Origin of the sequence: Sphaerotilus sulfidivorans, from assembly GCF_013426975.1 — a bacterium.
Lineage (GTDB): Bacteria > Pseudomonadota > Gammaproteobacteria > Burkholderiales > Burkholderiaceae_C > Sphaerotilus > Sphaerotilus sulfidivorans.
Genome location: NZ_JACCPY010000019.1, coordinates 1 through 26,761, shown reverse-complemented (window position 1 = coordinate 26,761; position 26,761 = coordinate 1). Strand labels below are relative to the sequence as shown.

Here is a 26,761-nt window from a genome sequence, read left to right as displayed (position 1 = left end):
AACGACGGATCACCGAGCCTTCCGCATGACCTCATCCACCGCCTCCCCCGACACCGGCGCCGCCCGCGGCGCCATCCTCGCCCGGCTGCGCCAGAGCGCGCCGTCGCAGCCGCTGCCCGTGCCGTCGCTGGCGGCCTATCACGCCGGGCCGTTCGGCCGCGGCCGTCTGGGCGCACGCATCGACCCGGCCGCGCTGATCGGCCCGTTCGAGGCCGCCGCGCGCGGCTGGCGCGCCGACCTGCGCCATGCCACGCCCGCCGACTGGTCGGCGGTGGTGCGCACGGTGCTGGCCGAGCACGGCGCGCGCCGCGTGGCCGTCGGTCGCGGGCCGGCCGCCGATCCCGGCTTCATGGCCGCGCTGGCCGAGGTCGAGGCCTGCCGCTTCGACCGGCCGCTGGCGCACTGGAAGACCGAGCTGTTCGACCGCATCGACGCCGGCCTGACCACCGCACGCGCCGGCATCGCCGACACCGGCACGCTGGTGCTGCGCCCGGGGCCGGACGAGCCGCGCACGCTGTCGCTGGTGCCGCCGCTGCATGTGGCGGTGCTGCGCGCCAGCGACCTGTACGCCAGCCTGCCGGCGGCCATCGCCGCACAGGACCTGGCCACCACCGGCATGCCGACCAACCTGGTGCTGGTCACCGGCCCGTCCAAGACCGCCGACATCCAGCAGGTGCTGGCCTTCGGCGCGCATGGCCCGAAGGCGCTGGTGATCGTGCTCGTCAATGACCTGGAGGTGTCCCTGTGACTGAAGCCCCGCTGACCTTCGTCGATCCGCGCCAGTTCAAGGCCAACACCCGGGTCGCGGTCGACGACGACCACCTGCGCGCGAGCTTCCGCAGCGCGATGGACTTCCTGCAGACCAAGCGCGCCGGCCATTTCAGCGACCGCGACGGCTTCGAGGCGCTGCGCGGCGTTGGCGAGGCGGTGCGCCAGTACAGCCTCTCCAGGCTGCCCGAGCTGCTGGAACGGCTGGAGACGAATCTGAAGGCGCGCGGCGTGCACGTCCACTGGGCGCAGACGCCCGAGGACGCCAACGCGATCTTCCTGGCGATCGCGCAGCGCCACGGCGCGCAGGCGATGGTCAAGGGCAAGTCGATGGTCAGCGAGGAGATCGAGCTGAACCACCGCATGCTCGAGCACGGCATCGACTGCCTGGAGAGCGACATGGGCGAGTACATCGTCCAGCTCGCCGGCGAGCGCCCGAGCCACATCATCATGCCGGCGATCCACAAGACCAAGCAGCAGATCGCCGCGCTCTTCGAGGAGAAAATTCCCGACACGCCCTACACCGAGGACGTCGACGCGCTGATCGCGATCGGCCGGCGCGTGCTGCGCGACCAGTTCCGCGACGCGCCGATCGGGGTGTCGGGCGTGAACTTCATGGTCGCCGACACCGGCACGCTGGTGCTGGTCGAGAACGAGGGCAACGGCCGCATGTGCACCACGGTGCCCGACGTGCACATCGCCATCACCGGCATCGAGAAGGTGGTCGAGACCTTCGAGCAGGTGCTGCCGCTCTACAGCCTGCTGACCCGCTCAGCCACCGGCCAGGCGATCACGACCTATCTGAACGTCATCACCGGACCGCGCAGGGAAGGCGAGGGCGAGCTGGACGGCCCGCGCGAGCTGCACCTGGTGCTGCTCGACAACGGCCGCACGCAGGCCTACCGTGATGCCGACTTCCGCCCGACGCTGCAGTGCATCCGCTGCGGCGCGTGCATGAACCACTGCCCGGTCTACGCGCGCATCGGCGGCCTGGCCTACGGCACGACCTATCCGGGGCCGATCGGCTCGATCATCTCGCCGCATTTGCTGGGCCTGGAGCCGACGCAGGATCTGCCCACCGCCAGCAGCCTGTGCGGCGCCTGCGCGGAGGTCTGCCCGGTCGGCATTCCGATTCCTGAGCTGCTGATGCAGCTGCGCCACGCCGCCAAGCACGATGCCGAGCCCGGCCACGCGCCGCTGGCCGGCCAGGCCAGCGCGAAGGACTGGAAGGAGGCGCTGGCGTGGAAGGCCTGGGCCCAGGTCAACGCCAGCCCGGGCCTCTACAGCACGCTGACCGGCATGGCGCACCGGCTGCGCGGCCTCACGCCGCCGTGGCAGGCCGGCTGGACCGCGAACCGCACGCCGCTCAGGCCGGCGGCGCGCGGCCTGCGCGAGCGGCTGAAGGATGAGGGCTGAGGGTTGAAGGCTGAGTGAGGGGATCGGGTCGGCACGTTGGTGCGTGCGTGGGTGCCCGCCTGCGCGGGCATGACGGCAGAGTCTCCGTGATCCTCCGCCTTTCCTTCTTCATCCTCCGCCTTCCATCCGTCATCCTCGCGAAGGCGAGGACCCACGATGCGCCGCGATCTCACCCCTCCGCTGCGCGGGTCGACAGCACGATGCAGGTTGTCGTCGCGTGGGCGTAGAGGCGGCCGTCGGGGCCGAACAGGCGGCCTTCGGCGAAGCCGGCCTGGCGGCCGGCGTGAATCACCCGGCCCTCGGCGCGCACCCGCTCGACCTGCGGCGTGAGCGCGCGCACATAGCTGATCTTCAGCTCGGCGGTGGTGTAGGCGCGTCCGGCCGGCAGCATCGTGTGCACCGCGCAGGCGACGCAGGAGTCCAGCAGCGTCGCGATCCAGCCGCCGTGGATGGTGCCCATCGGGTTGGCGTGGCGCAGGTCCGGCCGGCCCTGGAAGACGAAGCGGCCGGGCTCGAACTCGATCGGCAGGAAGTCCAGCGTCGCGCCGATCGGCACCGAGGGCAGCTCGCCGCGACTGATCGCGGTGAACCACTCCATGCCGCTCAGGTGCGCGATCTGTGCCGGCCGAGCCACGCCTGGCGGACCCAGCGTGGCGCGCACCCGCTGCTCGTCGTCGAGCCAGCGCGCCAGCGTGGCGGCGGGAGAAGCGGCGGGATCGGTGTGGGCGTCGGTGTCGGTGTGGCTCATCGGGGTCTCCTCGTCGGCGTCCGGGCAGGCCGGGAGCCCGCAGAAGACCACGCCGGGCGGGCCGGGCGCTGTCACCCGCGGGTCAGATCCGGGTCAATGCCCGTGGCCGCGGTGCGCGCCGCCGACATGCACGCCCGCATGGAGGCTGCCGTCGCCGGTCGCGCCCTCCGGGCCGGCGGGCTCGCCCGAGGCCAGGCCGGCGAGGATGCCGCAGTGGCCGGCGTCGCTGGCCTGCGCGCAGCGTGCGCGCAGGGCCAGCAGCCGCGCCTCGAGCTGCTGCAGCTCGAGAATGCGCGCGCTGACGTGGCCGATGTGCGCGTCGAGCAGCGCGTTGACCGCGTCGCACGGCGCCTGCGGCGTGTCGTGCAGCGCCAGCAGCACGCGGATCTCGTCGAGTGACATGTCGAGTGCACGCGCCTGGCGGATCAGTCCGAGCCGCTCGACATCGGCCGGGCCGTAGCGCCGGTAGCCGTTGTCCTGCTGGCGTGGCGGCTCGGGCAGCAGGCCCTCGCGCTCGTAGTGGCGGATGGTGCCCACCGGCGTGCGGGTGGCGCGGGCCAGTTCGCTGATCTTCATGCGCGCATGGTCGCACGCACGAGGGGCGATGTCAGGGCTTGACCCTGAAGCCGCTTCAGGGTTTGCAATGCCTTCATCCCGATCTTGACGATGGAGCTTCCCCGATGAGCGATTCCTGCTGCGATCACGGCCATGGCCATGCCTGTTCCCCGCCGCCGGCCCCGACCAGCGGGCGCTACCGCCGCGTGCTGTGGGCGGCGCTGCTGATCAACGCGGCGATGTTTGCGGTCGAGATCGGCGCGGGCCTGCGCTCGGGCTCGGTGTCGCTGCTGGCCGACGCGATCGACTTCCTGGGCGATGCGGCCAACTACGGCGTGTCGCTGTGGGTGCTGGGGATGTCGCTGCGCCACCGCGCGGGCGCGGCGCTGCTCAAGGGCGCCAGCATGGGCCTGTTCGGCCTGGTGGTGCTGGGCCGTGCGCTGTGGAGCTTCTCGCAGGGCACGGTGCCCGAGGCGACGACGATGGGCGCGGTCGGCGCGCTGGCGCTGCTGGCCAATGTGTCGGTCGCGGCGATGCTCTACGCCTGGCGCGAGGGCGATGCCAACATGCGCTCGGTCTGGCTGTGCAGCCGCAACGATGCGATCGGCAATGTCGCGGTGATGGTCGCCGCGCTGGGCGTCTTCGGCACCGGTCGCGGCTGGCCGGACCTGATTGTCGCGGGTGTCATGGGCGGGCTGGCGCTGTCGGCGGCGGTGGCGGTGATCCGGCAGGCGCGGCAGGAATGGCGCCTCGGGTCCCGGCTATCGCAATAATAAATCTATTCAAATAGATTGATCAATAGCTGCCATCTAAAGTCTCTCCACGCCTGTTGCGGCCAAGACCCCGACGGCGTCATGAACGCCCGTGCAGTCCGGCTTTTGTGCCGGTGCGCCGGAACCGGGCCGGATAGCCTTCCCGGCGACCTTGTCGTCCCCCCCAGGAGAGATCAGATGAGCATGGATGCGAACAGCACGACACGCGGCGGGCAGTGCCCGGTGATGCACGGCAGCCCCACGAGCGCCCGCACGGCGCAGGCCCAGGCCGACTGGTGGCCGCGGGCGCTGAACCTGGACATCCTGCATCAGCACGACACCCGCACCGACCCGATGGACGCCGGCTTCAGCTACCGCGACGAGCTGCGCCAGCTCGATGTGGAGGCGCTCAAGCGCGACCTGAAGGCGCTGATGACCGACAGCCAGCCCTGGTGGCCGGCCGACTGGGGCCACTACGGCGGCCTGATGATCCGCATGGCCTGGCACTCGGCCGGCACCTACCGCATCGCCGACGGCCGCGGCGGCGCCGGCAGCGGCAGCCAGCGCTTCGCGCCGCTGAACTCCTGGCCGGACAACGGCAACCTCGACAAGGCGCGCCGCCTGCTGTGGCCGATCAAGAAGAAGTACGGCCGGCGCATCAGCTGGGCCGACCTGATGATCCTGGCCGGCAACATGGCCTACGAGTCGATGGGGCTGAAGACCTACGGCTTCGCCTTCGGCCGCGAGGACATCTGGCATCCCGAGAAGGACATCTACTGGGGCGCCGAGAAGGCCTGGCTGGCGCCCACCGGCAGCGAGGGCAGCCGCTACGCCGGCAGCCGCGACGGCGAGCGCACGCTCGAGAACCCGCTCGCCGCGGTGATGATGGGCCTGATCTATGTGAACCCGGAAGGCGTCGACGGCCAGCCCGACCCGCTGCGCACCGCCCTCGACATGCGCGAGACCTTCGCCCGCATGGCGATGGACGACGAGGAGACGGTGGCGCTGACCGCCGGCGGCCACACCGTCGGCAAGGCGCACGGCAACGGCGACGCCGCACAGCTCGGCCCCGCGCCGGAAGGCGCCGATCTGCACGAGCAGGGCCTGGGCTGGAATGCCCGCAGCGGCCGTGGCATCGGCCGCGATGCGGTGACCAGCGGCATCGAGGGCGCCTGGACCACCCATCCGACCCGGTGGGACAACGGCTATTTCGACATGCTGTTCGGCCACGAGTGGACGCTGCGCAAGAGCCCGGCCGGTGCCTGGCAGTGGGAGCCGGTCGACATCCGCGACGAGGACCGTCCGGTCGATGTCGAGGACGCCTCGATCCGCTGCAATCCGATCATGACCGACGCCGACATGGCGCTGAAGATGGATCCGCTCTACCGGCCGATCGCCGAGCGCTTCCACCGCGATCCGGCGCATTTCAGCGAGGTCTTCGCCCGCGCCTGGTTCAAGCTCACCCACCGCGACCTGGGCCCGAAGGTGCGCTATCTCGGTCCGGACGTGCCCGCCGAGGACCTGCTCTGGCAGGACCCGGTGCCGGCGGGCCGCAGCGACATCGACCTGGACGCGGTGCGGGCGCAGATCCGGGCCAGCGGCCTGAGCCTGGCCGATCGCATCGCCACCGCCTGGGACAGCGCGCGCACCTTCCGCGGCTCGGACAAGCGCGGCGGCGCCAACGGCGCGCGCATCCGCCTGGCGCCGCAGAAGGACTGGGCCGGCAACGAGCCCGAGCGCCTGGCGCGGGTGCTGGCGGTGTACGAGCGCATCGCCGCCGACACCGGCGCCAGCGTGGCCGACGTGATCGTGCTGGCCGGCAGCCTCGGCATCGAGGAGGCGGCGCAGGCGGCGGGCGTGCCGATCGCGGTGCCCTTCCTGCCCGGCCGCGGCGACGCCACCGACGCGACGACCGATGCGGCCTCCTTCGCGGTGCTGGAGCCGCTGGCCGACGGCTTCCGCAACGGGCTGCAGCAGCACTTCGCGGCCACGCCGGAGGAACTGCTGCTCGATCGCGCGCAGCTGATGGGGCTGAGCGCCTGCGAGATGACGGTGCTGGTCGGCGGTCTGCGCGTGCTCGGCGTCAATCACGGCGGCAGCCGCGACGGCGTGCTGACCGACCGGGTCGGCGTGCTGTCGAACGACTTCTTCGTCCATCTGACCGACATGGGCCTGAGCTGGACGCCGGTGGGCCGCAACCGCTACGAGCTGCGCGATCGTGCCACCGGCACGCCGCGCTGGACGGCGACCCGGGTCGATCTGGTCTTCGGCTCGAACTCGGTGCTGCGCGCCTACGCCGAGCTCTACGCCCAGGACGACAGCCGCGAGAAGTTCGTGCGCGACTTCGTCGCCGCCTGGGTCAAGGTGATGAATGCCGACCGCTTCGACGTGCCGGGCGCGGCCTGGTCGGATCGGCGCGCTTCAGCCTGAGATCGGGGTGATCGTCGCGACCGGCTCCGGCGCCAGCAGGGTGCGCTGGCGCAGGCCGCGCACCGTGCCCATCGACAGACCGAGCACGATCACCGACGCGAAGGCCAGCAGCAGCGGGCCGAGCACCGGCATCGGGCCGCCGCTGCCGTGGCGGCCCAGCTCCAGCGTCAGCCCGGCAAACGCCGCCAGCGGGAAGGACACCGCCCAGTGCCCGACCGAGAAGGCCTGCGAGACGATGCGCTGACCCTGCGTCGCCACCCACAGGAAGCAGGCCAGCGCCACGCCCCAGGCCATCCAGCCGACCAGCGCAGGCGCCCCCAGCGCCAGTGCCGACAGGCCGATCACCGCCGGCGGCGCGACCAGGATGAAGAGCGAGGGCATCAGCCGCTCCGGCCACAGGCCCTGCGAGGCGATGCGCACCAGCAGCAGCGCCATCACCAGCGGCCAGAACAGCAGCCCGATGCCGAACTGCGCCGCCGCCCACTCGGCATGACCCAGCTCGACGCCGGCCATCGGCACCAGCACATTGCCGACCACCGCGATGATCAGCACCGGCGTGACCGTCGCCCACTGCAGGCCGCCGGCGCGGTTGCCGGCCCACCAGCGCGACAGCACCCAGACGGTGACCGCGAGCTGGCCGAGGCTGCCGGCCCACCAGACGGCCTCGGCCAGCGCGCCGTGGCCGTCCAGCGCCACGCCCAGCGTGCCCAGCAGGATCAGCGACACCGGCAGGGTCGCGACGAAGGCATGGCGCACCGGATGGCGCAGGTCTTCCGCCCAGGCTTCCGGGTGGCGCTGCAGCCGCAGCACGCTCAGGCCGGCCAGCACCAGGAAGACCGCCGCGGCCAGCCCGCCCAGCGCGATCGACAGCGCCAGCGCCGGCTCGCCCATCAGCGGCACCGCGCGCCGCCAGGCCAGCGCCAGGCCGGACAGGCCCATGACGATCGAGAACCAGGCGGGAGAGAGGAATTTCAGTGCGGGTGCGGCAGCCATGAGGCCGCACTGTAGCGAGTCGTCCGCTCGGGCGAGGCGGGCGGGGCATGATCCTGCGCACGTCCGGCGCGCGCCGGCCCGGGTATAACGCCGCTCATGCCGAATCTTCCGATCCGATCCCGCCGGCGGACGCTGGGCCTGCTGGCTGCCGCGCTGCCGCTGTCCTGGCTGGGGGCCTGCTCGCCGGCCGGCGGCCCCGATGCCCCGGTCTCGCTCGAGACCGCCCGCGCCGAGCTCGAGGCCGGTCGTGCGCTGGTGTTCGACATTCGCGAGCCGCACGAACATGCCACCGGTGTCGCCGCCGGCATGCGGCTGCTGCCGATGAGCCAGCTCGAGGCGCGGCTGGCCGAGATCCCGCGTGATCCCGCCCAGCCGGTGCTGCTGATCTGCAATACCCAGAACCGTTCCGCCCGGGTGGCGGCGCTGCTGCACGAGCGCGGCTACGCGAATGTGCGTCATGTCGGTTCGGGCATGAGCGGCTGGGCTGCACGGGGCTGGCCGATGGTGGCGCCCGCGTCCTCGGGCCCGCTCGGGAGCGGCTCATGAGCGCACGCCAGTTCTGGGACCAGCGCTTCGCGGGCGAGACCTTCAAGTACGGCCTGGAGCCCAACGCCTTCCTGCGCGCCGAGGCGACGCGGCTGGCGCCGGGCTCGCGGGTGCTGGTGCCCGGCGACGGCGAAGGACGCAACGGCGTGTGGCTGGCGCAGCAGGGCCACCGGGTCTGCTCGGTCGATGCCTCGCCGGTCGGGCTGGACAAGGCCCTGCAGCTGGCGCGCCAGCGCGGCGTCGACATCGATGTCGAGCTGGGCGATCTGGAGGTCTGGGCGCCGGTGCCGGGCGCCTGGGACGCGCTGGTGCTGATCTATGTGCACCTGCCCTCGGCCTGGCGGACACCGGTGCATCGCCGGCTGGCGCAGGGGCTGCGCCCGGGCGGGCGGGTGATCGTCGAGGCCTTTCATCCCGCGCAGCTCGGCCGCGACAGCGGCGGGCCGCGCGACCTCGACATGCTCTGCACGCTGGAGGATCTGCGCGCCGACTTCGGCATGCTCTGCGAGGAGCTCTCGGGCTGGCAGGGCGAGGTGATGCTCGATGAGGGACCGGGCCACCAGGGTGCGGCGCAGGTGACGCGCTGGAGTGCACGCCGGCGCGGCTGAGGCCCGGCGTCGGCCGCGCCAGGCGGATCAGGCGTGGCTGTCGAGCCGGAAGGCCGACACCGCGCCCACCAGGTCCTGAGCCTGGCGCTTCAGGCCGTCGGCCGCGGCCGCCGACTGCTCGACCAGTGCTGCGTTCTGCTGCGTGGCCTGATCCATCTTCGTCACCGCCTCGCCGATGTGGCTGACGCCGACGCTCTGCTCGGCACTGGCGTGGCTGATCTGCGCGACGATCTGGCTGACCTGCTCGATCGAGCTGACGATCTCCTGCATGGTCCGGCCGGCCTGATCGACCAGATGCGTGCCCTGCTCGACCTGGTTGACGCTGCCGGTGATCAGCGTCTTGATCTCGCGCGCCGCGGCGGCCGAGCGCTGCGCCAGGTTGCGCACCTCGGTGGCCACCACCGCGAAGCCGCGGCCCTGCTCGCCGGCGCGTGCGGCCTCGACCGCCGCGTTCAGCGCCAGGATGTTGGTCTGGAAGGCGATGCCGTCGATCACGCCGATGATGTCGGCGATCTTCTTCGAGCTGCCGTTGATGCCGCGCATCGTCTCGACCACCTCGTCGACCACCCGGCCGCCCTGCGCGGCGATCGAGGCGGCGCTGCTGGCCAGCTCGTTGGCCTTCTGCGCGTTGTCGGCGTTGTGGCTGACGGTCGAGTTGAGCTGGTCCATCGTCGAGGCGGTCTGCTGCAGGCCGAAGGCCTGCTCCTCGGTGCGGCGGCTCAGGTCCTGGTTGCCCTGCGCGATCTGCAGGCTGGCGTTGGCCACCTCGTCGGCGTTGGACTTCACATGCTGGACGATGTCGCGCAGGCTGTCGCGCATGCGCGCCATCGCGCCGAGCAGCTGGCGGGTCTCTTCATTGCCCTCGGGCTCGATGGCGCGGCTGAGGTCGCCTTCGGCGAGCCGGTCGGCTGCCTCGACCGCCGAGCGCATCGGCCGGGTCATCTGGCCGCTGAGCCAGAAGGCCGCGCCGGCCAGCAGCGCGCCGGTCACCAGCAGCGTGGCGGCGATCAGCCACTGTGTCTGTGCCACCGCAGCGCTGGCCGCCTCGCTCTGCAGGCGATAGTTGCCGGTGATGCTGTCGGAGAGCTGCTCCATCGCCTCTTCCAGCGCCAGGAAGCTGGCCTGCAGCGCCTGCAGATCCTGCTGCACGCCCGCCGGATTGCTGCGTGCGCCAGCCACCACCCGGCTGGCGGTGTCCAGATAGACCCGCACCTTGGGCTCGACCGCGTCGAGCGCGGCCAGCGTCGTCGCATCCGGCGTCAGCGCGCGCAGCGCCTTGAGCTGCTGCTCGAAGTTCTGGCCGTGCTCGCGCAGATCCTTCTGGGCCTCGTCGATGCGCGCCGGCTCGTTCTGCAGCGCGCCCAGCACCGCCAGCTGGGCATCGCCGCGCACCGCGTCATGCATCATGTCGGCCTCCTGGCTGTGCTGCAGCGCCTGGCTGGTGCCGATCACGTCGCCGATCGTGCCGCCCAGGTGGCGGCCTGACAGCAGGCCGATGCCTCCCGTCGCCGCAGCCGCCGCCACGCCGGCCAGGCCAAGCGCGATGATCTGGGAGCGCATCTTCATCTTCGAATCCCGTGCGTGATGAGTCAGGTGCGCATCTTGGCGAGTGGCGGCCGCGCCCAGGATCCGAAAAGCGCCAGCGCAGTCGCGTGATTCGCGCTCAGGTTGGCGCCATGCCGGCAACGGTATAGACGGTGCGCGAGGGAAAGGCGAACTGCAGCCCCATCGCGGCGAGCTCCTTCATCAGCGCCAGGTTCAGCGCCTGCTGGCGGTCCATGTAGACGTCGTAGGACGGGTCGCGCACGATGTAGACCACCTCGAAGTCCAGCGAGCTCTCGCCGAAGCTCTTGAAGTGCGCGCGGCGGAACTCGAGCTGCGGGTCGGCCTCGATGAGGCGGCGCAGGCGCTGCGGCACCTCGGCGAGCTGCTCGGGCGTGGCGTCGTAGGTCAGGCCGAAGCCGAAGGCGATGCGCCGGGTCTGCTGGCGCTTGAAGTTCGACACCGTCTGGCGCAGCAGGTCGGTGTTGGACATGACGATCTGCTCGCCGTTGATGCTGCGGATGCGGGTGGTCTTGAGCCCGACGCGCTCGACCGTGCCGGAGACCGCGCCCACCGAGATCGAGTCGCCGACCTCGAAGGGCTTGTCGACCGCGATCGACAGCGAGGCGAACAGGTCGCCCAGGATGTTCTGCGCCGCCAGCGCCACCGCGATGCCGCCGATGCCGAGGCTGGCGACGAAGGCGGTGATGTCGATGCCCAGGTTCGAGAACACCGCCAGCCCCAGCACCGACCACAGCAGCGTGCGCAGCGCCCACGAGAGCAGCGTCGTCGACGCGCCGGCCGGCGCGTGGCGTTCGCCGTACAGACGCAGGCTGCCGCGGATCAGCCGCTGGCCCCACAGCCCCGCCTGCAGCGCCAGCGCGATGAACCAGAGCTGGCCGAGGCGCTCGTCCCAGCGCGCGCCGAAGTCGAGCATGTTCAGGCCGACCAGGAGCGCGAACAGCGTCAGCATGCCGGGGCGGGTCGCCGAGAGCATGTCGGCGATCAGATCGTCATAGCGGTTGCTGGAGCGCTGCGCGACCCGCTCCATGCGGTGCCCGACCAGTTCCAGGCCCTTGCCCAGCGCGGCGCGCACCGCGATCACCACCAGCAGCGCGGCCAGCATCTGCAGCCAGTCCACCTGGGCGAGAAAGGTGCCGGCGCCGCGCCCCCATTGTTCGAAGACATCCAGGTCCATGTTCAGTGTTCTCCTTGGACCACAGCATCGGCCGGCGCCGGCGCGCCGTCTGCCGGGCGCCGGGCGGTCCGGCTGTCGGTCTTGGCCTACATGCCGAGCCGGCGGCGGCCGATCGGCGCACGTGCGCTCCGGCCCGATGCTGGGGCCATGTTCCGCTCCGCCTCCGATCGCTCCGCCGCCGCCGCGCCTTCCCGCTGCGGGCCCTGCCGCGCTGCCGCGGCGGCGATGCTGCTGGCCGGCGGGCTGCTGTCGGCCTGCGCGGCGGGTCGGCTGACCGACACGCACCAGATCGACCAGGCGCTGCGCCAGGCCGAACTGCAGCCGGCCGCGGTGGCGGCCTCGGCGGTGCAGGTGGTCGGCCCGCAGGGCGCGATGGCGCCGGCGCCGGCGCGGCGGGTGATCGCACAGGTCGCGGCCGAGGGCGAGGCCGGGCTGCTGCGCCACCATCTGGCGGTGATGGGCGCGCAGTCGCGGGTGCGGCTGTACAGCCACAACCGGGTGCGCCTGCTCGAGGACGGCCCGGCCACCTTCGACGCGATGTTCGCGGCGGTCGAGCGCGCCCGCTCCAGCGTGATGGTGCAGAGCTACATCGTCGACGATGCCGAGCTGGCGCAGCGCCTGGCGCGGCTGCTGGCGCGCAAGCGCGCCGAGGGCGTCGAGGTGGCGCTGCTGCGCGACGCGGTCGGCTCCTTCGGCACCGATCCGGCGCTGTTCGAGGCGCTGCGCCAGCAGGGCGTGCCGAGCTGCGAGTTCAACCCGGTCAATCCGCTCCGCCGCCTGGGCCACTGGGGGCTGCTGCACCGCGATCACCGCAAGATCGTCGTCGTCGACCGCGAGACCGCCTTCACCGGCGGCATCAACATCAGCGCGGTCTATGCGTCGGGCTCATGGGCCGGCTCGTCGGGTCGGCGTCCGCCCGAGGGCCGCGATCCGGCGCAGTCGGGCTGGCGCGACACGCAGGTCGAGATCCGCGGCCCGGCGGCGGTGCGGCTCGATGCGCTGGTGCGCACCACCTGGCAGCGCCAGGGCTGCGAGGCGGTGCTGGCGCCGCCGCAGGAGCCCTCGCGCACGCTGCCGGCCGAGGCGACCGGCGACGACGTGGTGCGCGTCGTCGCCAGCGGCCCCGACGAGCCCGGCGACAACCGCATCCACGCCACGCTGCTGGGCGCGATCGCCGCCTCGCGCCGCAGCGTGCATCTGACGATGGCCTATTTCGCGCCGGGCGACCGCATCGTCGAGGCGCTGTGCGAGGCCGCCCGCCGCGGCGTCGACGTGCAGCTGGTGCTGCCGTCGATGAGCGACTTCGCGCCGGTGCTGCACGCCGGGCGCGCGCGCTACGAGCAGCTGCTGTCGGCGGGCGTGCGCATCCACGAGCTGCAGCACTCGGTGCTGCATGCCAAGACCTTCGTGGTTGACGGCGTGCTTTCCAGCGTGGGCTCCAGCAACATGGACTGGCGCAGCTTCACCGGCAACGACGAGGTCAACGCCTTCGTGCTCGGGCGCGATTTCGGCGCCGCGATGGAGCGCATGTTCGAGCGCGACGTCGCCGACTCGCGTCCGGTGACGCTGGCCTCCTGGCGCGAGCGGCCCTGGCCGGGCCGGCTGGTCGAGCGCGCCGCGCTGATGTTCGAGCGCCTGTGGTGAGCGGCCCGCCCGGCCCCGGCCCCCGTCCGTCCTTTCTCCCTTCCCGTTCCCGACTTCATCAAGGAGATTTCGATGTCCCAGCACAAGGATCACCCGCTGGCCGCGCAGCGCCAGCTCGCCGACCTGATCGGCAAGGACCGCTTCGCGATGCTGACCGAGCCCGGCACCGGCGAGCTGCTCGAGAGCCGGCCGATGACGCTGCTGGAGTTCGACGCCCAGGGCCTGCTGTGGTTCTTCTGCCGGCGCCAGGCGGATGCCCGGCCGCATCCGGTCAATCTGGCCTTCAGCGACGAGGTGCATTCGACCTTCGTGTCGATCGCCGGCCGCGCCGAGCAGGTCGACGACCGCGAGCGCATCCACGCGCTGTGGACGGCCGCCGCGCGCCCGTGGTTTCCGGACGGTCCGGACTCGCCGGACCTGGCGCTGCTGAAGATCGTGCCGCTGAAGGTGGAGTACTGGGACGCGCCCGACAGCCGGGTGGTGCGTGGCCTGGCGCTGGCCGCCTCGATCCTGAGCGGCTCGCCGGTGGGGCTGGGCGAGCACGGCGTGCTCAGCAGCGTGCGCAGCGAGCCGGCGCCGCGCTGAACGCGGCGGTCAGGGCTGGGTAGCGGCCGGGGCGGCGGCGGTCGTCGCGCCGCGCAGCGGGGCCGGATCGCTGCCGGCCTCGCGGGCCTGCAGCATGCGCAGCTGCGCGATGCGCCGGCGGGTGGCCGGATGCGTCGGCGTGTCGCTGGCGGCCGGGCGACGCATCAGCAGCGACAGCGCCTCGTCCAGCCCGACGCCGAGCTGCTGCGCCAGGCGGAAGCCGAAGGCATCGGCCTCGAACTCCTGGCGGTGCGACAGCTCCGCGCCGTCGCGGCCCAGCGCCTGCGCGACCGGATCCGTGGTGTCGGGCCGGACCTCGCCGGGAATGTGGTGGCGGTACAGGCCGACCAGGCGGTCCCAGTGCCCCAGCACCAGATGGCCGTACTCGTGCGACAGCAGCATCAGCCGCTCGCCTTCGGGCAGATCGCCGACCGCCTCGCCCACGACCAGCAGCCGGCCCAGCATCGCCTCGGCCTGCACGCCGCCCTGCATCACCCGCAGCTCGACCGGATGCGCCGGCGGCGCCAGCGCGACCAGACGCGCGAAGCTGGCGCGCACCCGCGCGGCGCGCTCGCTGTCGGCCGGGGCCGCGACACGGCCGTCCAGCCGCGAGAGCTGCGAGCGCTCGAGCACTTCGGTGATGGTCTCCGCCCGTGCGGTGCTGGCCAGCAGCGCCCCCAGCAGGGCCAGCGTCAGCGTGATCCGGCGCATGTCGTACTCCTTCGGGCCGGATTCGCGTGTCTTGGCGCCCATCGCCGTGCATCGCCGCCGCCGTCCATGGCAGCCCGATGCAGGAAACAGGCCCGGCATCAGGGTTGACCCGGATTGTAGGTCTTGATCCGGATCATGATTTCCGGATCAGCCGGCCTTCGCGTGCATTCCTGTCGGCGGTGCGCGCCTCGCGGGCGCCGTAGGGGCAGTGCCCCGGCTTCGGCCCGACCTGCGGGTGCTTGCGGCAGGTGTTGGGGCGCTGCTCGTAGACGGTGCAGCGGCGCGTGGTGGCGTCGAGGAACTGGCAGTCGCCGTTGGCGCGGCGCGCCATCGTGAAGATGCCGTCCTTCTGGTTGTAGCGCTCGACCTGCCTGCTCTTGACCAGCCGGCGGGCGATCAGGCGGGGCTCTTCATGCTCGGCCTCGAAGGCGTCGACCAGGCCGAGGCGCACCAGGTCGGGCAGGCGGATCTCGACCGGCATCGTGCAGCAGTTGGCCGCGCAGCTGTCGCACAGGCCGGCGCGCCAGCGGGTCCAGGTCTCGAGGCGATCGACGTCGACGATGTGGATCGGGGATCTCATGCGGGCACGTGCACAGGCGAAGCGAACAGTCGAACCGGAACGGAAAAGCAAGAAGCCCGCTTGAAATCAAGCGGGCTTCTCTTGTTCTGGTGGCCAAGGGCGGAATCGAACCACCGACACGCGGATTTTCAATCCGCTGCTCTACCAACTGAGCTACTTGGCCGTCGAGAAGGAAATTATGGCACGTATTCTTTTGGATCTGCAAGCGTTTCGGCGAGATTTTTTTCTGACCGTGTTCAGCCGGCGCCGCGCTTGTTGCGGCTGAGGTCGACGCCGAGCTGCTTGAGCTTGCGGTAGAGGTGGGTGCGCTCCAGGCCGGTGCGCTCGGCCACGCGGGTCATGCTGCCGTTCTCGCGCACCAGGTGGAACTCGAAGTAGGCCTTCTCGAAGGCGTCGCGCGCCTCGCGCAGCGGCCGGTCGAGGTTGAAGCTCTGGTCGGCCTGCGGGCCGCTGGCCATGGTGATGCCGGCGGAGGCCGCCTGATGCGCATGGCTGTTCAGGTTCTGGATCGTCGGCACATAGCCGCCGTGAACCGGTGCGGCGCTGATCACCACCGGCTCGCTGCCGGGCAGGTCGATGCGGTCCGGGCGCTGGGGCGGCAGGCTGGCGGCGGCGGTCTCTCCCGGCCCGGTGCGGGCCGGCTGCGGCTTGGCCAGACCCTGCTCGACCGCGCGCAGCAGCTTCTGCAGCGTGATCGGCTTTTCCAGGAAGGCCATCGCGCCGTATTTGGTCGCCTCGACCGCGGTGTCGATGGTGCCGTGGCCGGACATCATGATGACCGGCATCGTCAGCTGGGCGCCGCTGTTCCACTCCTTCAGCAGCGTGATGCCGTCGACGTCGGGCATCCAGATGTCGAGAAGGACAAGATCCGGACGCTGGCGCTCGCGCAGCATGCGCGCCTGCGCGGCGTTCTCCGCCAGTTCGACGGAGTGACCTTCGTCGGTCAGGATCTCTTGCAGCAGGGCTCTGATGCCCATTTCGTCGTCGACGACAAGTATGTTGGCCATGAGTGATCAGGACGCGCTGACGTCGGGAGAGGGTGGGGTTCGGTGGCGTCCGGGCTCGTTGCCCGCAGGCGTTCCCCCGCCTCGGGCCCATCGCGAAAATGATATCGAAACTTGGGCACCGGTCCGCGCCGGTCCCGCGGCCGGGTCCTGCGCCTCGTCGGCGAGGTTGCCCAGGCGGATGCGCGCACCGTGTTCCTCGACGATCTTCTTCACCACGGCCAGCCCCAGGCCGGTGCCGCGGGCCTTCGTGGTGACATAGGGTTCGAATGCACGCTTGAGAACTTTTTCCGAGAAACCGGGGCCATTGTCCATCACCTTGAGGCGAATGGCACGCGTCTGGCCGTCATCCGGTCGGGTGGACTCGGTCGAGACGATGGCCAGGCCGTCCGGAAGATCGGCCACCGCGTCGAGCGCGTTCTGCACCAGGTTGTGGATGACCTGGCGCAGCTGGCTGGCGTCGCCGGCCAGCAGCGGCAGCTCCGGCGCGAGTTCGGCACGCAGCCGGCCGCTTTCCTGCTGGGCCGCGTACAGGCCCAGCACCTCGATGACCAGCGCGTTCAGGTCCAGCGGCTCCAGCCGGGCCGAGGGCAGCCGCGCGTAGTCGCGGAACTCGTTGACCAGCGTCTTCATCGCCTGCACCTGGGTGACGATGGTGCCCACCGAGCGCACCAGCATCTGCTGGTCGGTGCCGGCCAGCTTGGCCTCGAGCTTGTGCTGCAGCCGCTCGGCCGAGAGCTGGATCGGTGTCAGCGGATTCTTGATCTCGTGGGCCAGCCGGCGCGCCACCTCGGCCCAGGCGACGCTGCGCTGCGCGACCACCACGTCGGAGATGTCGTCGAAGACCAGCAGCCGTGCGCCTTCGGGCAGCAGCGCGCCGCGCACCAGCAGCGTCTGCGGCGCCTCGGTGCTGCCGAGCTCGAGCGATTCCTGCCAGTGCGCGTCGCCGGCCGGCTCGTCGCCGGTGTCCTCGAGGTCGCGCAGATGGGTCTCGAAGCGCGCCAGCACCGCGGCGGAGAAGGTCTCCAGGCCGGGCAGGCGGTCGATCGGATGCCGCGCCCAGGCCGAGGGGTCGAGGCTGAGAATGCGTGCGGCGCCGGGGTTGACGGTGTCGATGCGGCCATCGGCCTCGAAGACGATCACGCCCGAGCTGAGGTTGTCCAGGATGGTCTGCAGGTGCGCCTTGGCGCTCTCGGCCTCGGCCAGGCTGCGCTGCACCAGGCCGCGCGCGTCGGCGAGCTGCTGGGTCATGTCGGCGAAGGAGCGGGTCAGGCCGCCCAGTTCGTCGCGCGAGGCGAAGACGGCGGTCGGGCGCAGGTCGCCGCGCGCGACCTGGCGCACGCCCTCGGCCAGCATCACCAGCGGGCGGCCGATCTGGTGACCCAGGCCGGCGGCCATCAGCAGCGCGCTGAAGATGCCCAGGATGAGCGTGAGCGTGAGGGTGCCGATGTACATGCGCCTCAGGCCTTCGCGGCCGAGCGCGCGCTCCTGGTACTCGCTGTAGGCCTGCTGCACCCGAAGCGCGTTGCCGACCAGCTCCTGCGGCACCGTCTGGGTGATCTGCAGATAGCGGTCGGCGCCGTCGAGGCTGAGCGAGGGCGAGGGCATCCAGGCAATGGCACGCACCCGCACCGGGCCGCCCGAGGTGATCGCGCCGTCGATCGGCGTGTCGGCGTCCAGGCCCTCGAGCTGGGCGAAGACCCGCTGGCCGCGGGCCTGGCGCAGCAGCGAGGGGCTGGGCCGATCCGGCAGCATCGCCGCACCGACGGCGCCGCCTGCGCTGGCCAGCACCTGTCCGCTGCCCGAGAGCACCGCCACGCTCTGCGCGGCGAGCTGCTCGCGCAGCCGCTCGAGCATCAGCAGCTGCACCCGGCTGCCCGGGTCGGCGCCGTTCTCGGCGCTGCTCTCCGCGGCCTGCCGGGTCTTGGCGGCCACATCGTTGACCAGCAGCTGCAGCGTGGTGCGGCCGAGGTTCAGGCCCGACTCCAGCGCGCCCTCGACCTCGACGTCGAACCAGCTCTCGATCGAGCGCGCGACGAACTGGTAGGACACGCCGTAGATCAGCATGCCCGGCACCACCCCGACGAAGGCGAAGATCGCCGCGAGCTTGACCAGCAGCCGGCTGCCGAACTTGCCGTGGCGCATGCGCCGCACCAGCTGCGCCAGTGCCGCGACGATGACCAGGCCCAGCGAGGCCGCCACGCCGATGTTGACCCACAGCAGCCACTCGTAGTGGCGCTCGTAGAGCACCCGGTTGTTGGTGGCGATCGACAGCAGGAAGGCCAGCACCAGCACGGTGCCCCCGATCGCCAGCAGCGCGATCAGGACGGTCCAGCGCAGCGAGCTGCGGCTCAAGGGCGCGCTCCGCTGCCCGAAGGCGGCTGCTCATGCACCGGCACCGAGCGGCTGGCGCGCAGGTTCCAGTCGGGCTGGCTGCCGATGCCGATCTGCATCGGGCGCGGCAGCTGCTCGGTGTCGAGGCGGTAGGTGAATTCGAGCTGGAGGCGGTCCTCGTCGGCGGTCTGCGCATCGGCGATGCGCCAGTGGGTGAGGCGCTGCATCGCCCGCAGCGCCTCGCCGAGCGAGCGGTAGCTCTGCGACAGCCCGCCCTGGCTGACCTTGTAGCTCAGCGTCAGCGGCTGGTAGGCCAGCCGCCAGGTGCGACTGACGCGGGCCCGCTCCTTGTCGCGCCAGTACCAGCGCGCCTGCATCAGTACCGCCTCGGCCGAGAAATGCAGCGCGATGCCGCGGTTGAGTGCATCTTCCACCGCGGGCGGCAGATCGAAGCGGGTCTCGAAGTTCAGCAGCACGCCCTGATCGCCGCGCAGCGCATCGAGCCGCACCAGGTCGAGCGCTGCCGGCCGGGCCGGCAGGTGCGTGACCAGCAGCGAGGCGGCCGTCAGTGCCAGCAGCCGGCGGCGCGGGCTGCTGTGCGGGCGAAGTTCAGGCGGTCTCGGCACGGGCCGTCAGGTCGATCAGGACGCGGGTGACTTGTGCAGGAGGGCGTAGAAGAATCCGTCGCCCGAACCGGCTGCCGGCGACGATGTCGCGCCAGCCGCCTCGACCCGATTGTCGGGCAGTGGCAGCAGATGGCCGGGCGCGCGCAGCGCACGCGCCTCCGGATGGCGTTGCAGAAATGATGAAATCTGTCCGGCGCCCTCTGCCCGGAAGATCGAGCAGGTGGCGTAGAGCAGCCGGCCGCCCGGCTTCAGCAGCGGCCACAGCGCCTCGAGCAGGCCGGTCTGGGTGCGTGCCAGCTCGGTGATGTCGCTGGCGCGGCGCAGCCAGCGCACGTCGGGGTGGCGACGCACGATGCCCGAGGCGCTGCACGGCGCATCGAGCAGGATGGCATCGAAGCGCTGGCCGTCCCACCAGGCGGCGGTGTCGCGGGCATCGGCGGCGCGGGTGCGGCCTTGCAGGTGCAGCCGCGCCAGGGTCTCGTCGACCCGCTTCAGACGGTCGGCGTCGGCATCGAGGGCCAGCACGTCCAGGTCGGCCAGCTCGAGCAGATGGGCGGTCTTGCCGCCGGGCGCAGCGCAGGCGTCGAGCACCCGGGCGCCGGCCGGCAGGGCCGGCAGCTCGCCGCCGGGCAGGCCGCCGAGCAGCAGCGGCGCGGCCAGCTGCGCCGAGAGATCCTGCACCGATACCCGCCCGTCGGCGAAGCCGGGCAGCGCCTGCACCGGCGCCGGCGTCTCCAGCAGCACCGCCTGCGGCGCGCGGGCGCCGACGGCACGGGCCTGCAGCCCGGCCTCGGCCAGCGCGGCGACATAGCTTTCCGCGCTGCCGTGGCCGGCGTGGACCCGCAGCATCATCGGGCCGGGCTGGTTGGCGGCGTCCAGCAGCGCTTCCCAGCGGTCGGGCCAGTCGCGCCGGACCTGATCGATCCACCAGCGCGGATGCTGGTGCCGTGCCGCCGGCACCTCCTGCCGCAGCGCCGGCACCAGGACCTCGCGCTCGCGCAGGAAGCGCCGCAGCACCGCGTTGACGAAGCCGGCGCTGGCGGGGGTGCGCCGGCGTGCGCAGGCCACCGCCTGGTCGACCAGCGTGTGCTCGGCATAGGGCGGCTCGGACTCGGGCCACAGCAGCGCCAGCGCGGTGATCAGCAGCGCGTCGACCGCCGGTGCGGGCCGGCGCGGCGCGAGCCGCTCGCGCGCGGCCTGGGCGCCGCCCATCCAGCGCATCACATGGAAGCTCAGCGCCTGGGTGCCGGGCCGGGCCTGCGGCGGGCAGGTGGCCAGCAGATCGGACAGCGAGCGGCCGGCGCGCACCGCGGCGACCATCTCGGCGGTGTGGTGCAGCAGCTGCGACAGCGGCAGCGAGGCCGGCGAGGCCGCGCCGGCAGGGGAGGGGGAATCGTGTCTCACGGCCGGCAGTCTACGCGGCCGGCGTGCTCAGGCCATGCTGCCGGGACGCGGCTGTTCCGGCTCGCGGATGAAGTGCGCGGCCAGCGTCGGTGGCAGCGGGGTGTCGATCAGCACGCAGGCCAGGCGCAGCGCCTCGGCGGCGACCGGTAGCGGCTCGTCGAGCCGGGTCCGCAGGCCGGGTCGGGTGTCGGCCGCATCGACCCAGGCCCGTGCCAGCAGCGGCCGGTGCACCCAGCCCAGACCGGCGAGCGTCTGCAGCGCGCGGCCGAGCTGGTCGACATCGGGCACCTGGCAAGGCGGCGGCACGGAGGCCGAGCCCCAGACTTCGTGCACCACCCGGTCATGCCAGGCGGCGCCGGCCGCATCGACCCGCTCGCGCCGTGGCGGCTCGGGCACCATGCGCGCCAGGTAGGCGCTCAGGCTGGCGATGGCCTGCCGCATCGCCAGCGGCAGCTGCGACAGCTCGTTGTCCTCGCGCAGTCCGCCGCGGTGCAGCCGCACCGGTCCGCCCAGCAGATGGCGCATCGCCAGCCAGGCCAGCCGGTCGAGCGCGCTGACGCTGCCGTCGGCGCACATCACCCGCCGCGCCGACTGCAGCAGCGCCTGGCGATCCTCCAGCGGCTGCTCCAGCGTGATCCGCAGCAGCAGCCGCTCCAGCGCGGGCAGCCGGGCAGCGGGCGGCAGTCGGCCGATGCGATCGCGCAGCGAGGCGGCACCCTGCACGCCGCGCACCGTCTCGTCCCAGGCGCGGCGCTCGGCATCGTTGCCCGGCCACAGCAGCAGCGCCAGTGCCGCCGCCTGGCGCTCACCCGGTCCGGCCAGGCGCCCGAGCTGCTGCCAGACCGCCAGGCCGTCGGCATCCAGTTCAGGCTGGGCGCGTGTCAGAGCATGCTGCATCGTGAGACAAAACTTGCATATTCAGCAATTTTTCTCACTTTGCCCCCTTGAACACGGGATTGTCCAGCCGGAAATTGTTTTTTTCGAAGACGCGTTTCCGCCCGGCAACGGCACGCCGCGGTATCGCTGAGGGGCCGCGGGACCGCAGTTCAGATCATCGGCGTCGGGCGGCTGACGAGCACGCCGCCGCGCGAGGGCGCCGCGCCGCTGGCCAGCAGCGGGGCGTCGCGCAGGCGCAGCAGCGTCGCCACCAGCGTGGTCGGGAAGAGGTGCAGCGCATCGTTGTAGGTCTGCGCGGCATGGTTGTAGAGATGGCGATCGGCGGCGAGCTGCTCCTGCAGCGTGTCGCGCTGGCGCAGCAGCTCGGTGATGGCGGCCACCGGGCCGCTGCCGGAAGTCAGATCCTGCAGATGCAGCGCCAGCCCGTCCAGGGCCTGCAGCAGCGCGACTTCCGCCTCGCCGATGGCCTGCAGCGCGGTGCCGCGCATGCTGCGTGCCTGGGCGGCGTCCAGCGCATGTCCGGCTGCCTGCGCGGTCTCCACCAGCCGCACGATCAGCGCATGCTCGTCGCCGAGCATCGGCCGCGAGGCATGCGCCAGCGCCAGCGCGATGGCATGGCGCTGTCTCAGGTCGCTCGACAGCGGCGCGAACAGGGTCGTGGCGGCGCTGCGCAGGCGCTTCAGGCGCTGGGTCGCGCCGATGACCCAGAAGAACAGCAGCGCGACGACGATCAGGACCGGGATGGACATGGCGAGCGCGCGCTCCCGCTCAGAGGTCGGCCAGCCAGGCGGCGTGGCCGGCGCGGCGCAGCTCGCAGGCCGGGCAGTGGCCGCAGCCGTGGCCCCAGGGGTGGCGTGCCCCGCGCTCGCCCAGGTAGCAGGTGTGGGTGTGCTCGACGATCAGCTCGACCAGCGTCTGGCCGCCGAGCTGCTCGGCCAGGTCCCAGGTCTGCGCCTTGGTCAGGAACATCAGCGGCGTCTCGAGCGTCATCGGCGTGTCCAGGCCGAGCGAGAGCGCCACCTGCAGCGCCTTCATCGTGTTGTCGCGGCAGTCCGGGTAGCCGGAGTAGTCGGTCTCGCACATGCCGCCGACCAGCACCGACGCGCCGCGCCGGTAGGCCAGCGTCGCGGCGAAGCCGAGGAACAGCAGGTTGCGGCCCGGCACGAAGGTGTTGGGCAGGCCGTTGGCCTGCAGCTCGATCTCGCGCTCGGTGGTGAGCGCGGTGTCGGAGATCTGGCCGATCAGGCTCAGGTCGAGCACATGGTCCTCGCCCAGGCGCGCGGCCCAGTGCGGAAAGGCGGCTTGCAGCTCCTCGCGCACCGTCAGGCGGCAGTCCATCTCGATGTGGTGGCGCTGGCCGTAGTCGAAGCCCAGCGTCTCGACCCGCTGGAAGCGCTCCAGCGCCCAGGCCAGGCAGGTGGTCGAGTCCTGGCCGCCGGAGAACAGCACCAGCGCGGTGCGCGGGTCGCGCGCGGCGTGTGTCACTGCGCTCATTGCCGGATCTCGCCTTGGCCGAGCACCACCCACTTCATCGAGGTCAGCCCCTCCAGGCCGACCGGGCCGCGAGCGTGGAACTTGTCGGTGGAGATGCCGATCTCGGCGCCCAGGCCGTACTCGAAGCCGTCGGCGAAGCGGGTGCTGGCGTTGACCATCACGCTGGCCGAGTCCACCTCGCGCAGGAAGCGCATCGCGTTGGGGTGGTTGGTGGTCAGGATCGCGTCGGTGTGGTGGCTGCCGAAGCGGTTGATGTGCGCGATGGCCTCGTCGAGCGTGTCGACCACCTTCACGCTGATGACGGGCGCCAGGTATTCCTCGGCCCAGTCGCGCTCGACCGCAGCCACCACCGTCGCGCCGGGCACGTCGGCCAGGATCGCCTGGGCACGCGGGCAGGCGCGCATCTCCACGCCCTTGGCGGCGAAGATCGCGCCGATCCGCGGCAGGAAGGCCGCCGCCTGATCCGCATGCACCAGCAGCGACTCGGTGGCGTTGCAGGGGCTGTACTTCTGCGTCTTGGCGTTGTCGGTGACCACCAGCGCCTGCGCGAGGTCGACCTGCGCGTCGATGTAGGTGTGGCAGTTGCCGTCGAGGTGCTTGATGACCGGCACCCGCGCCTCGGCCGAGATGCGCTCGATCAGGCCCTTGCCGCCGCGCGGGATGATGACGTCGACGAACTCGGGCATCGCGATCAGGCGGCCCACCGCCGCGCGGTCGGTGGTCTCGACCAGCTGCACCGCGGTGGCCGGCAGCCCGGCCTCGACCAGCGCTGCCTGCACCAGTTTCCACAGCGCCAGGTTCGAGTGGATCGCCTCCGAGCCGCCGCGCAGGATGCAGGCGTTGCCGCTCTTGATGGCGAGCGAGGCGGCCTCGATCGTCACGTTCGGGCGGCTCTCGTAGATCATGCCGAACACGCCTAGCGGCACGCGCATCTGGCCGACGCTGATGCCGGTCGGGCGGCGCTTCACGCCGGTGATCTCGCCGATCGGGTCCGGCATCGCGGCCAGCTGCTCGCAGCCTTCGGCGACGGTGGCGACCACCTTCGGGCCGAGCTTCAGGCGGTCGAGCATCGGGCCGGACAGGCCGGCGGCCGAGGCCGCGTCCAGATCGCGGGCGTTGGCGGCGTCGAGCGCCGGGCCGTTCTCGCGCAGCAGCCGCGCCAGCGCCAGCAGCGTGCGGTTCTTCGCGGCGGTGGAGGCGGCCGCCATCGCGGTGGCGGCGCTGCGGGCGGCGGCGCCGACCCGGTTCATGTAGGCGGCGATGTCCTGGGTGTCGAGCGTGTCCATGCGCGGAATTGTCGCAGAGGGTGGCGTCGCGGAAAGGGGCCGGGGGTGAGGGCGCTCAGCCCTCCAGCGCCGCCACCTGCCGCAGCGCCCGCTCGAAGACCTCGACCGGCTGGCCGCCGGAGATCAGGTGGCGTTCGTTCAGGATGATCGCCGGCACCGAGCGGATGCCGTGCTGCTGGTAGAACAGCTCGCGCTCGCGCACCGCCTCGGCATGGCGGTCGCTCGAGAGCACCGCGTCGACCTCGGCGGCCTCCAGCCCGGCCTCGGCCGCGGCCTGCCACAGCACGTCGCGCGCGCCCGGGTTCTGGCCCCGCGTGAAGTAGGCGCGCAGCAGCGCGTGCTTGAGCCGGCACTGTGCCTCGGGCGAGATCAGCCCGGCGTGATGCAGCAGCCGATGCGCGTCGAAGGTGTTCCAGATCCGGCTTCGCTTGCCCAGCCCGAAGGTGAAGCCGACGCTGGCGCCGCGCTGGCGGATCGCCTCGGTGTTGGCCGCGACCTGCTCGGGCGTGATGCCGTACTTGCGCGTCAGGTGGCCGACGATCTCCTCGCCCTCGGGCGGCATCGCCGGATTCAGCTCGAAGGGTTGCAGATGCAGCGTGGCGCTGATGCCGTCGGCGCGGACCCGGTCCAGGGCCTGCTCCAGCGCATGCAGGCCGATCGCGCACCACGGACAGGAAACATCGGAGACGAAGTCGATCTTCATGCCCGCGAGCATCGCTCAGCCCGGGGCTCCCTGTCCATCCAGCGCGCCCCGCCAGGCGCGCAGCGCGCGCAGCAGCGGGCGTTTCTTCGACTGGTGCTCCTGCATGCGGCGCAGGATGTCGTCGAGCATGCGGATCGCGTCCATGATGTGCGGGCCCTTGTTGAGCATCACGCATTCGGCGCGCTCGCCCATCGCCGCGTCGGTGATCTCGGCGCGCGAGGGCCGGCCGGTGCGCGCCAGCGTCTCGAGCACCTGGGTGGCCCAGACCACCGGCAGGTGCGCGGCCTCGCAGGCCCATAGCATTTCCTCCTGCACCTCGGCCAGCCGCTCGTAGCCGCATTCGACCGCCAGGTCGCCGCGCGCGATCATCACGCCGGCGGTCGGCCCCTCCATCGTCGCCAGCAGGATCGAGGGCAGGGCGGCAAAGCCGCGCTGCGTCTCGATCTTCAGCATCAGGCCCAGCGTGCTGGCGCCGCGCGCGGCCAGTTCGGCGCGCAGCCGGCGCACATCGTCGGCCGACTGGCAGAAGGACAGGCCGACCAGGTCGGCGGTGGCGACGACGGTGTCGAGGTCCTGCAGGTCCTGCGCGGTCAGCGCCGGCAGGTCGAGCGCGGTGTCGGGCAGGTTGATGCCCTTGTCGGCGGCCAGCTTCTCGCCGCCCTCGCGTGCCGAGCCGATCTCGACCAGCACGCCGCCGCCGTCCAGACGCTTGCGCACCACGCCGCCGATGCGGCCGTCGTCGAACCAGATGCGGTCGCCGCGCCGCACCGCCGCCAGCGCTTCCGGCAGGGTGCAGGAGACGCTGGCCGGCTGCGCGCGCCGGCCGCGCCCGACCGGGCGGGCCTCGTGGCCGAGGCCCTCGGGCAGCAGCTGCAGCCGGTCGCCGCGGCGCAGATGCAGCAGGCCCTGCGCCGCGGGCAGGTCATGCAGCGCGCTGCGGCGATCGCGGTGCGGCTCGTGGCGCAGCACCACGTCGGCGGTCAGGTAGGCGCTGCGGCTCAGGGCCGCGATCACGCCGTCGGCATGGCGCTCGACGATCTCGAGCTGGCGCTGCGCGCGCCGGGCGTCCTTCAGCGAGATCAGATCGCCGACCTTCAGCGGCGCGAGCCAGTCGGGGTCGACGCCCAGCACCGCATCGGCCTCGGCGCCGACCGGGCGGGCCGAGCCGGCCGGACGCAGCGCCAGCCGCGCCGGTGCGATCACCCGGCCCAGCTCGTCGCGGCGCGGGCGCAGCCGCACCACCTCCGGGCCGCTCTCGATCGGGCCAGTGCGCAGCTTCGGGCCGCCCAGGTCCATCAGGACCCGCACCTCGCGGCCGGCGCGGCGCGCGGCCAGCCGCACCGCCTCGGCCATCGCCTGCCACTGCGCCGGCGTGTCGTGGGCGCAGTTGATGCGCGCGATGTCCATGCCGGCCTGCACCATCGCGTCGATCCGGCCCGGATCGGCGGCGGCTTCGCCCGGCAGCGTCACCATGATGCGCACGTCGCGCCCGGGCGGCGTGCGGCCCAGCAGCGCCACCGCATGCCGCTGCAGCGCCTGGGTGCTGGCTCGGCTGCCGACCGGTTCGTCCGGGTCGCGCGGCGTCCAGTCGCGGCCGCTCAGCCGGTGCAGCAGACCGAGCACCTTGTCGATCGAGGCCAGCACATGCGGCTCGGCGCGGCCCAGGGAGGACAGCCCGAGCCGGGAAAGCTCGAGCTGCAGCGGTCTCAGGTCACCGGAGCGCAGCGCCAGGTAGTGCAGCAGGTTGCGCGCGCCCGCCTGGTGGGCCGGGTCGATGGCCGCCAGCCGGTCGGCATGGCGGTCAGCCAGCGCGGTCATCTGGCGCCGCAGCGCCCACAGCCGCTCGATCAGCGGCTCGCAGACCGCCGGATCCCAGCCGGGATCGATCGCGGGAGAGACCGAGGTCGCAGGGAGGTGTGGCGCCGTCATGATGTGCC

24 protein-coding genes, 1 tRNA gene and 2 pseudogenes are annotated in these 26,761 nt (G+C 72.2%); 8 read left to right on the top strand and 19 right to left on the bottom strand.

What is annotated here, in order from left to right; translation table 11 throughout:
• The first annotated feature begins 25 nt into the window (after positions 1–25).
• Positions 26–748, top strand: a complete 723-nt coding sequence (locus HZU84_RS12365; protein ID WP_149504628.1) for a LutC/YkgG family protein — start codon at positions 26–28, stop codon at positions 746–748.
• Positions 745–2,184 carry a LutB/LldF family L-lactate oxidation iron-sulfur protein gene (locus HZU84_RS12360; protein ID WP_149504627.1) on the top strand — a complete coding sequence of 480 codons (1,440 nt, stop codon included), beginning with the start codon at positions 745–747 and terminating at the stop codon, positions 2,182–2,184. The genes HZU84_RS12365 and HZU84_RS12360 overlap by 4 nt, the downstream gene beginning before the upstream one ends.
• A gap of 169 nt (positions 2,185–2,353) precedes the next feature.
• Here HZU84_RS12360 and HZU84_RS12355 read toward each other — a convergent pair whose 3' ends face one another.
• Together HZU84_RS12355 and HZU84_RS12350 are read right to left on the bottom strand one after the other, a co-directional pair.
• On the bottom strand, positions 2,354–2,932 hold the full coding sequence (locus HZU84_RS12355) for a PaaI family thioesterase (protein WP_149504626.1): 579 nt from the start codon (positions 2,930–2,932) through the stop codon (positions 2,354–2,356).
• 93 nt (positions 2,933–3,025) lie between these two features.
• Positions 3,026–3,508 carry a Cd(II)/Pb(II)-responsive transcriptional regulator gene (locus HZU84_RS12350; RefSeq protein WP_149504625.1) on the bottom strand — a complete coding sequence of 161 codons (483 nt, stop codon included), beginning with the start codon at positions 3,506–3,508 and terminating at the stop codon, positions 3,026–3,028.
• A gap of 104 nt (positions 3,509–3,612) precedes the next feature.
• Between HZU84_RS12350 and HZU84_RS12345 the strand changes: the two genes are divergently transcribed.
• Positions 3,613–4,260, top strand: coding sequence for a cation efflux transmembrane domain-containing protein (locus tag HZU84_RS12345; protein WP_149504624.1), 648 nt, complete (start codon positions 3,613–3,615; stop codon positions 4,258–4,260).
• A 183-nt stretch (positions 4,261–4,443) separates the two neighbouring features.
• Positions 4,444–6,669 carry a catalase/peroxidase HPI gene (katG, locus tag HZU84_RS12340; RefSeq protein ID WP_149505353.1) on the top strand — a complete coding sequence of 742 codons (2,226 nt, stop codon included), beginning with the start codon at positions 4,444–4,446 and terminating at the stop codon, positions 6,667–6,669.
• On the opposite strand, the gene HZU84_RS12335 is transcribed toward katG, so the two are convergent.
• Entirely contained in the window at positions 6,661–7,662 is a 1,002-nt protein-coding gene (locus tag HZU84_RS12335; protein WP_149504623.1) for an SLAC1 anion channel family protein, read from the bottom strand. The two genes, katG and HZU84_RS12335, sit on opposite strands and share 9 nt — an antisense overlap.
• A gap of 96 nt (positions 7,663–7,758) precedes the next feature.
• Here HZU84_RS12335 and HZU84_RS12330 point away from each other — a divergent pair, with 96 nt between their 5' ends.
• The gene (locus HZU84_RS12330) at positions 7,759–8,208 is read left to right on the top strand and encodes a rhodanese-like domain-containing protein (RefSeq protein ID WP_149504622.1); all 450 of its coding nucleotides are present in this window, start codon (positions 7,759–7,761) and stop codon (positions 8,206–8,208) included.
• On the top strand, positions 8,205–8,816 hold the full coding sequence (locus tag HZU84_RS12325) for a class I SAM-dependent methyltransferase (RefSeq protein ID WP_149504621.1): 612 nt from the start codon (positions 8,205–8,207) through the stop codon (positions 8,814–8,816). Before HZU84_RS12330 ends, HZU84_RS12325 begins: the two co-directional genes overlap by 4 nt.
• 27 nt (positions 8,817–8,843) lie before the next feature.
• Here HZU84_RS12325 and HZU84_RS12320 read toward each other — a convergent pair whose 3' ends face one another.
• Both HZU84_RS12320 and HZU84_RS12315 read right to left on the bottom strand, forming a co-directional pair.
• A complete protein-coding gene (locus HZU84_RS12320) occupies positions 8,844–10,382 on the bottom strand; it encodes a methyl-accepting chemotaxis protein (RefSeq protein WP_149504620.1) in 1,539 nt (512 codons plus the stop codon).
• A 97-nt stretch (positions 10,383–10,479) separates the two neighbouring features.
• Positions 10,480–11,556: a mechanosensitive ion channel family protein gene (locus HZU84_RS12315; protein WP_244954329.1), complete on the bottom strand. Its 1,077-nt coding sequence runs from the start codon at positions 11,554–11,556 to the stop codon at positions 10,480–10,482.
• A 147-nt stretch (positions 11,557–11,703) separates the two neighbouring features.
• Here HZU84_RS12315 and HZU84_RS12310 point away from each other — a divergent pair, with 147 nt between their 5' ends.
• Positions 11,704–13,200, top strand: a complete 1,497-nt coding sequence (locus HZU84_RS12310; RefSeq protein WP_244954328.1) for a phospholipase D-like domain-containing protein — start codon at positions 11,704–11,706, stop codon at positions 13,198–13,200.
• Between the two features lie 72 nt (positions 13,201–13,272).
• Positions 13,273–13,785 (top strand): pyridoxamine 5'-phosphate oxidase family protein, encoded by a 513-nt coding sequence (locus HZU84_RS12305; protein ID WP_149504619.1) that lies wholly within the window; start codon positions 13,273–13,275, stop codon positions 13,783–13,785.
• A gap of 9 nt (positions 13,786–13,794) precedes the next feature.
• Here the strand turns inward: HZU84_RS12305 and HZU84_RS12300 are convergent, their stop codons facing one another.
• From HZU84_RS12300 to HZU84_RS12240, 14 genes and pseudogenes are all read right to left on the bottom strand, one after another.
• Positions 13,795–14,538: a M48 family metalloprotease gene (locus HZU84_RS12300; RefSeq protein ID WP_149504618.1), complete on the bottom strand. Its 744-nt coding sequence runs from the start codon at positions 14,536–14,538 to the stop codon at positions 13,795–13,797.
• Between the two features lie 91 nt (positions 14,539–14,629).
• Positions 14,630–15,076 (bottom strand): YkgJ family cysteine cluster protein, encoded by a 447-nt coding sequence (locus HZU84_RS12295; RefSeq protein WP_149504617.1) that lies wholly within the window; start codon positions 15,074–15,076, stop codon positions 14,630–14,632.
• Positions 15,077–15,163: 87 nt separating this feature from the next.
• Positions 15,164–15,239 (bottom strand) — tRNA-Phe (locus HZU84_RS12290).
• A 73-nt stretch (positions 15,240–15,312) separates the two neighbouring features.
• A pseudogene (locus HZU84_RS21120) lies at positions 15,313–15,495 on the bottom strand (helix-turn-helix domain-containing protein); the annotation flags it as partial.
• A 224-nt stretch (positions 15,496–15,719) separates the two neighbouring features.
• Positions 15,720–16,083, bottom strand: a pseudogene (locus tag HZU84_RS21115) (response regulator); the annotation flags it as partial.
• Positions 16,084–16,089: 6 nt separating this feature from the next.
• Entirely contained in the window at positions 16,090–18,435 is a 2,346-nt protein-coding gene (locus HZU84_RS12280; protein ID WP_149504615.1) for a sensor histidine kinase, read from the bottom strand.
• Positions 18,432–19,040, bottom strand: coding sequence for a DUF4390 domain-containing protein (locus HZU84_RS12275; protein WP_244954327.1), 609 nt, complete (start codon positions 19,038–19,040; stop codon positions 18,432–18,434). Before HZU84_RS12275 ends, HZU84_RS12280 begins: the two co-directional genes overlap by 4 nt.
• Before the next feature lie 15 nt (positions 19,041–19,055).
• Positions 19,056–20,453 (bottom strand): 16S rRNA (cytosine(967)-C(5))-methyltransferase RsmB, encoded by a 1,398-nt coding sequence (gene rsmB / locus HZU84_RS12270; RefSeq protein WP_375139036.1) that lies wholly within the window; start codon positions 20,451–20,453, stop codon positions 19,056–19,058.
• Between the two features lie 18 nt (positions 20,454–20,471).
• A complete protein-coding gene (locus HZU84_RS12265; RefSeq protein WP_149504614.1) occupies positions 20,472–21,341 on the bottom strand; it encodes a hypothetical protein in 870 nt (289 codons plus the stop codon).
• 149 nt (positions 21,342–21,490) lie between these two features.
• Positions 21,491–22,090, bottom strand: a complete 600-nt coding sequence (locus HZU84_RS12260) for a LemA family protein (protein WP_149504613.1) — start codon at positions 22,088–22,090, stop codon at positions 21,491–21,493.
• A gap of 19 nt (positions 22,091–22,109) precedes the next feature.
• Positions 22,110–22,835 (bottom strand): 7-cyano-7-deazaguanine synthase QueC, encoded by a 726-nt coding sequence (gene queC / locus HZU84_RS12255; protein WP_149504612.1) that lies wholly within the window; start codon positions 22,833–22,835, stop codon positions 22,110–22,112.
• On the bottom strand, positions 22,832–24,085 hold the full coding sequence (locus HZU84_RS12250) for a glutamate-5-semialdehyde dehydrogenase (RefSeq protein ID WP_375139035.1): 1,254 nt from the start codon (positions 24,083–24,085) through the stop codon (positions 22,832–22,834). Before HZU84_RS12250 ends, queC begins: the two co-directional genes overlap by 4 nt.
• A gap of 91 nt (positions 24,086–24,176) precedes the next feature.
• On the bottom strand, positions 24,177–24,836 hold the full coding sequence (locus tag HZU84_RS12245; protein ID WP_149504610.1) for a DsbA family oxidoreductase: 660 nt from the start codon (positions 24,834–24,836) through the stop codon (positions 24,177–24,179).
• Between the two features lie 3 nt (positions 24,837–24,839).
• Positions 24,840–26,761 (bottom strand): pyruvate kinase (locus HZU84_RS12240; protein WP_310734039.1); only part of this gene is annotated, 1,922 nt, incomplete at its 5' end.

Excerpts from the sequence above, each read along its gene's own strand:
- HZU84_RS12365 (WP_149504628.1), top strand. The coding sequence starts at position 26 with ATGACCTCATCCACCGCCTCCCCCGACACCGGCGCCGCCCGCGGCGCC.
- HZU84_RS12355 (WP_149504626.1), bottom strand. The coding sequence starts at position 2,932 with ATGAGCCACACCGACACCGACGCCCACACCGATCCCGCCGCTTCTCCC.
- HZU84_RS12350 (WP_149504625.1), bottom strand. The coding sequence starts at position 3,508 with ATGAAGATCAGCGAACTGGCCCGCGCCACCCGCACGCCGGTGGGCACC.
- HZU84_RS12345 (WP_149504624.1), top strand. The coding sequence starts at position 3,613 with ATGAGCGATTCCTGCTGCGATCACGGCCATGGCCATGCCTGTTCCCCG.
- katG (WP_149505353.1), top strand. The coding sequence starts at position 4,444 with ATGGATGCGAACAGCACGACACGCGGCGGGCAGTGCCCGGTGATGCAC.
- HZU84_RS12335 (WP_149504623.1), bottom strand. The coding sequence starts at position 7,662 with ATGGCTGCCGCACCCGCACTGAAATTCCTCTCTCCCGCCTGGTTCTCG.
- HZU84_RS12330 (WP_149504622.1), top strand. The coding sequence starts at position 7,759 with ATGCCGAATCTTCCGATCCGATCCCGCCGGCGGACGCTGGGCCTGCTG.
- HZU84_RS12325 (WP_149504621.1), top strand. The coding sequence starts at position 8,205 with ATGAGCGCACGCCAGTTCTGGGACCAGCGCTTCGCGGGCGAGACCTTC.
- HZU84_RS12320 (WP_149504620.1), bottom strand. The coding sequence starts at position 10,382 with ATGAAGATGCGCTCCCAGATCATCGCGCTTGGCCTGGCCGGCGTGGCG.
- HZU84_RS12315 (WP_244954329.1), bottom strand. The coding sequence starts at position 11,556 with ATGGACCTGGATGTCTTCGAACAATGGGGGCGCGGCGCCGGCACCTTT.
- HZU84_RS12310 (WP_244954328.1), top strand. The coding sequence starts at position 11,704 with ATGTTCCGCTCCGCCTCCGATCGCTCCGCCGCCGCCGCGCCTTCCCGC.
- HZU84_RS12305 (WP_149504619.1), top strand. The coding sequence starts at position 13,273 with ATGTCCCAGCACAAGGATCACCCGCTGGCCGCGCAGCGCCAGCTCGCC.
- HZU84_RS12300 (WP_149504618.1), bottom strand. The coding sequence starts at position 14,538 with ATGGGCGCCAAGACACGCGAATCCGGCCCGAAGGAGTACGACATGCGC.
- HZU84_RS12295 (WP_149504617.1), bottom strand. The coding sequence starts at position 15,076 with ATGAGATCCCCGATCCACATCGTCGACGTCGATCGCCTCGAGACCTGG.
- HZU84_RS12265 (WP_149504614.1), bottom strand. The coding sequence starts at position 21,341 with ATGCAGCATGCTCTGACACGCGCCCAGCCTGAACTGGATGCCGACGGC.
- HZU84_RS12260 (WP_149504613.1), bottom strand. The coding sequence starts at position 22,090 with ATGTCCATCCCGGTCCTGATCGTCGTCGCGCTGCTGTTCTTCTGGGTC.
- queC (WP_149504612.1), bottom strand. The coding sequence starts at position 22,835 with ATGAGCGCAGTGACACACGCCGCGCGCGACCCGCGCACCGCGCTGGTG.
- HZU84_RS12250 (WP_375139035.1), bottom strand. The coding sequence starts at position 24,085 with ATGAACCGGGTCGGCGCCGCCGCCCGCAGCGCCGCCACCGCGATGGCG.
- HZU84_RS12245 (WP_149504610.1), bottom strand. The coding sequence starts at position 24,836 with ATGCTCGCGGGCATGAAGATCGACTTCGTCTCCGATGTTTCCTGTCCG.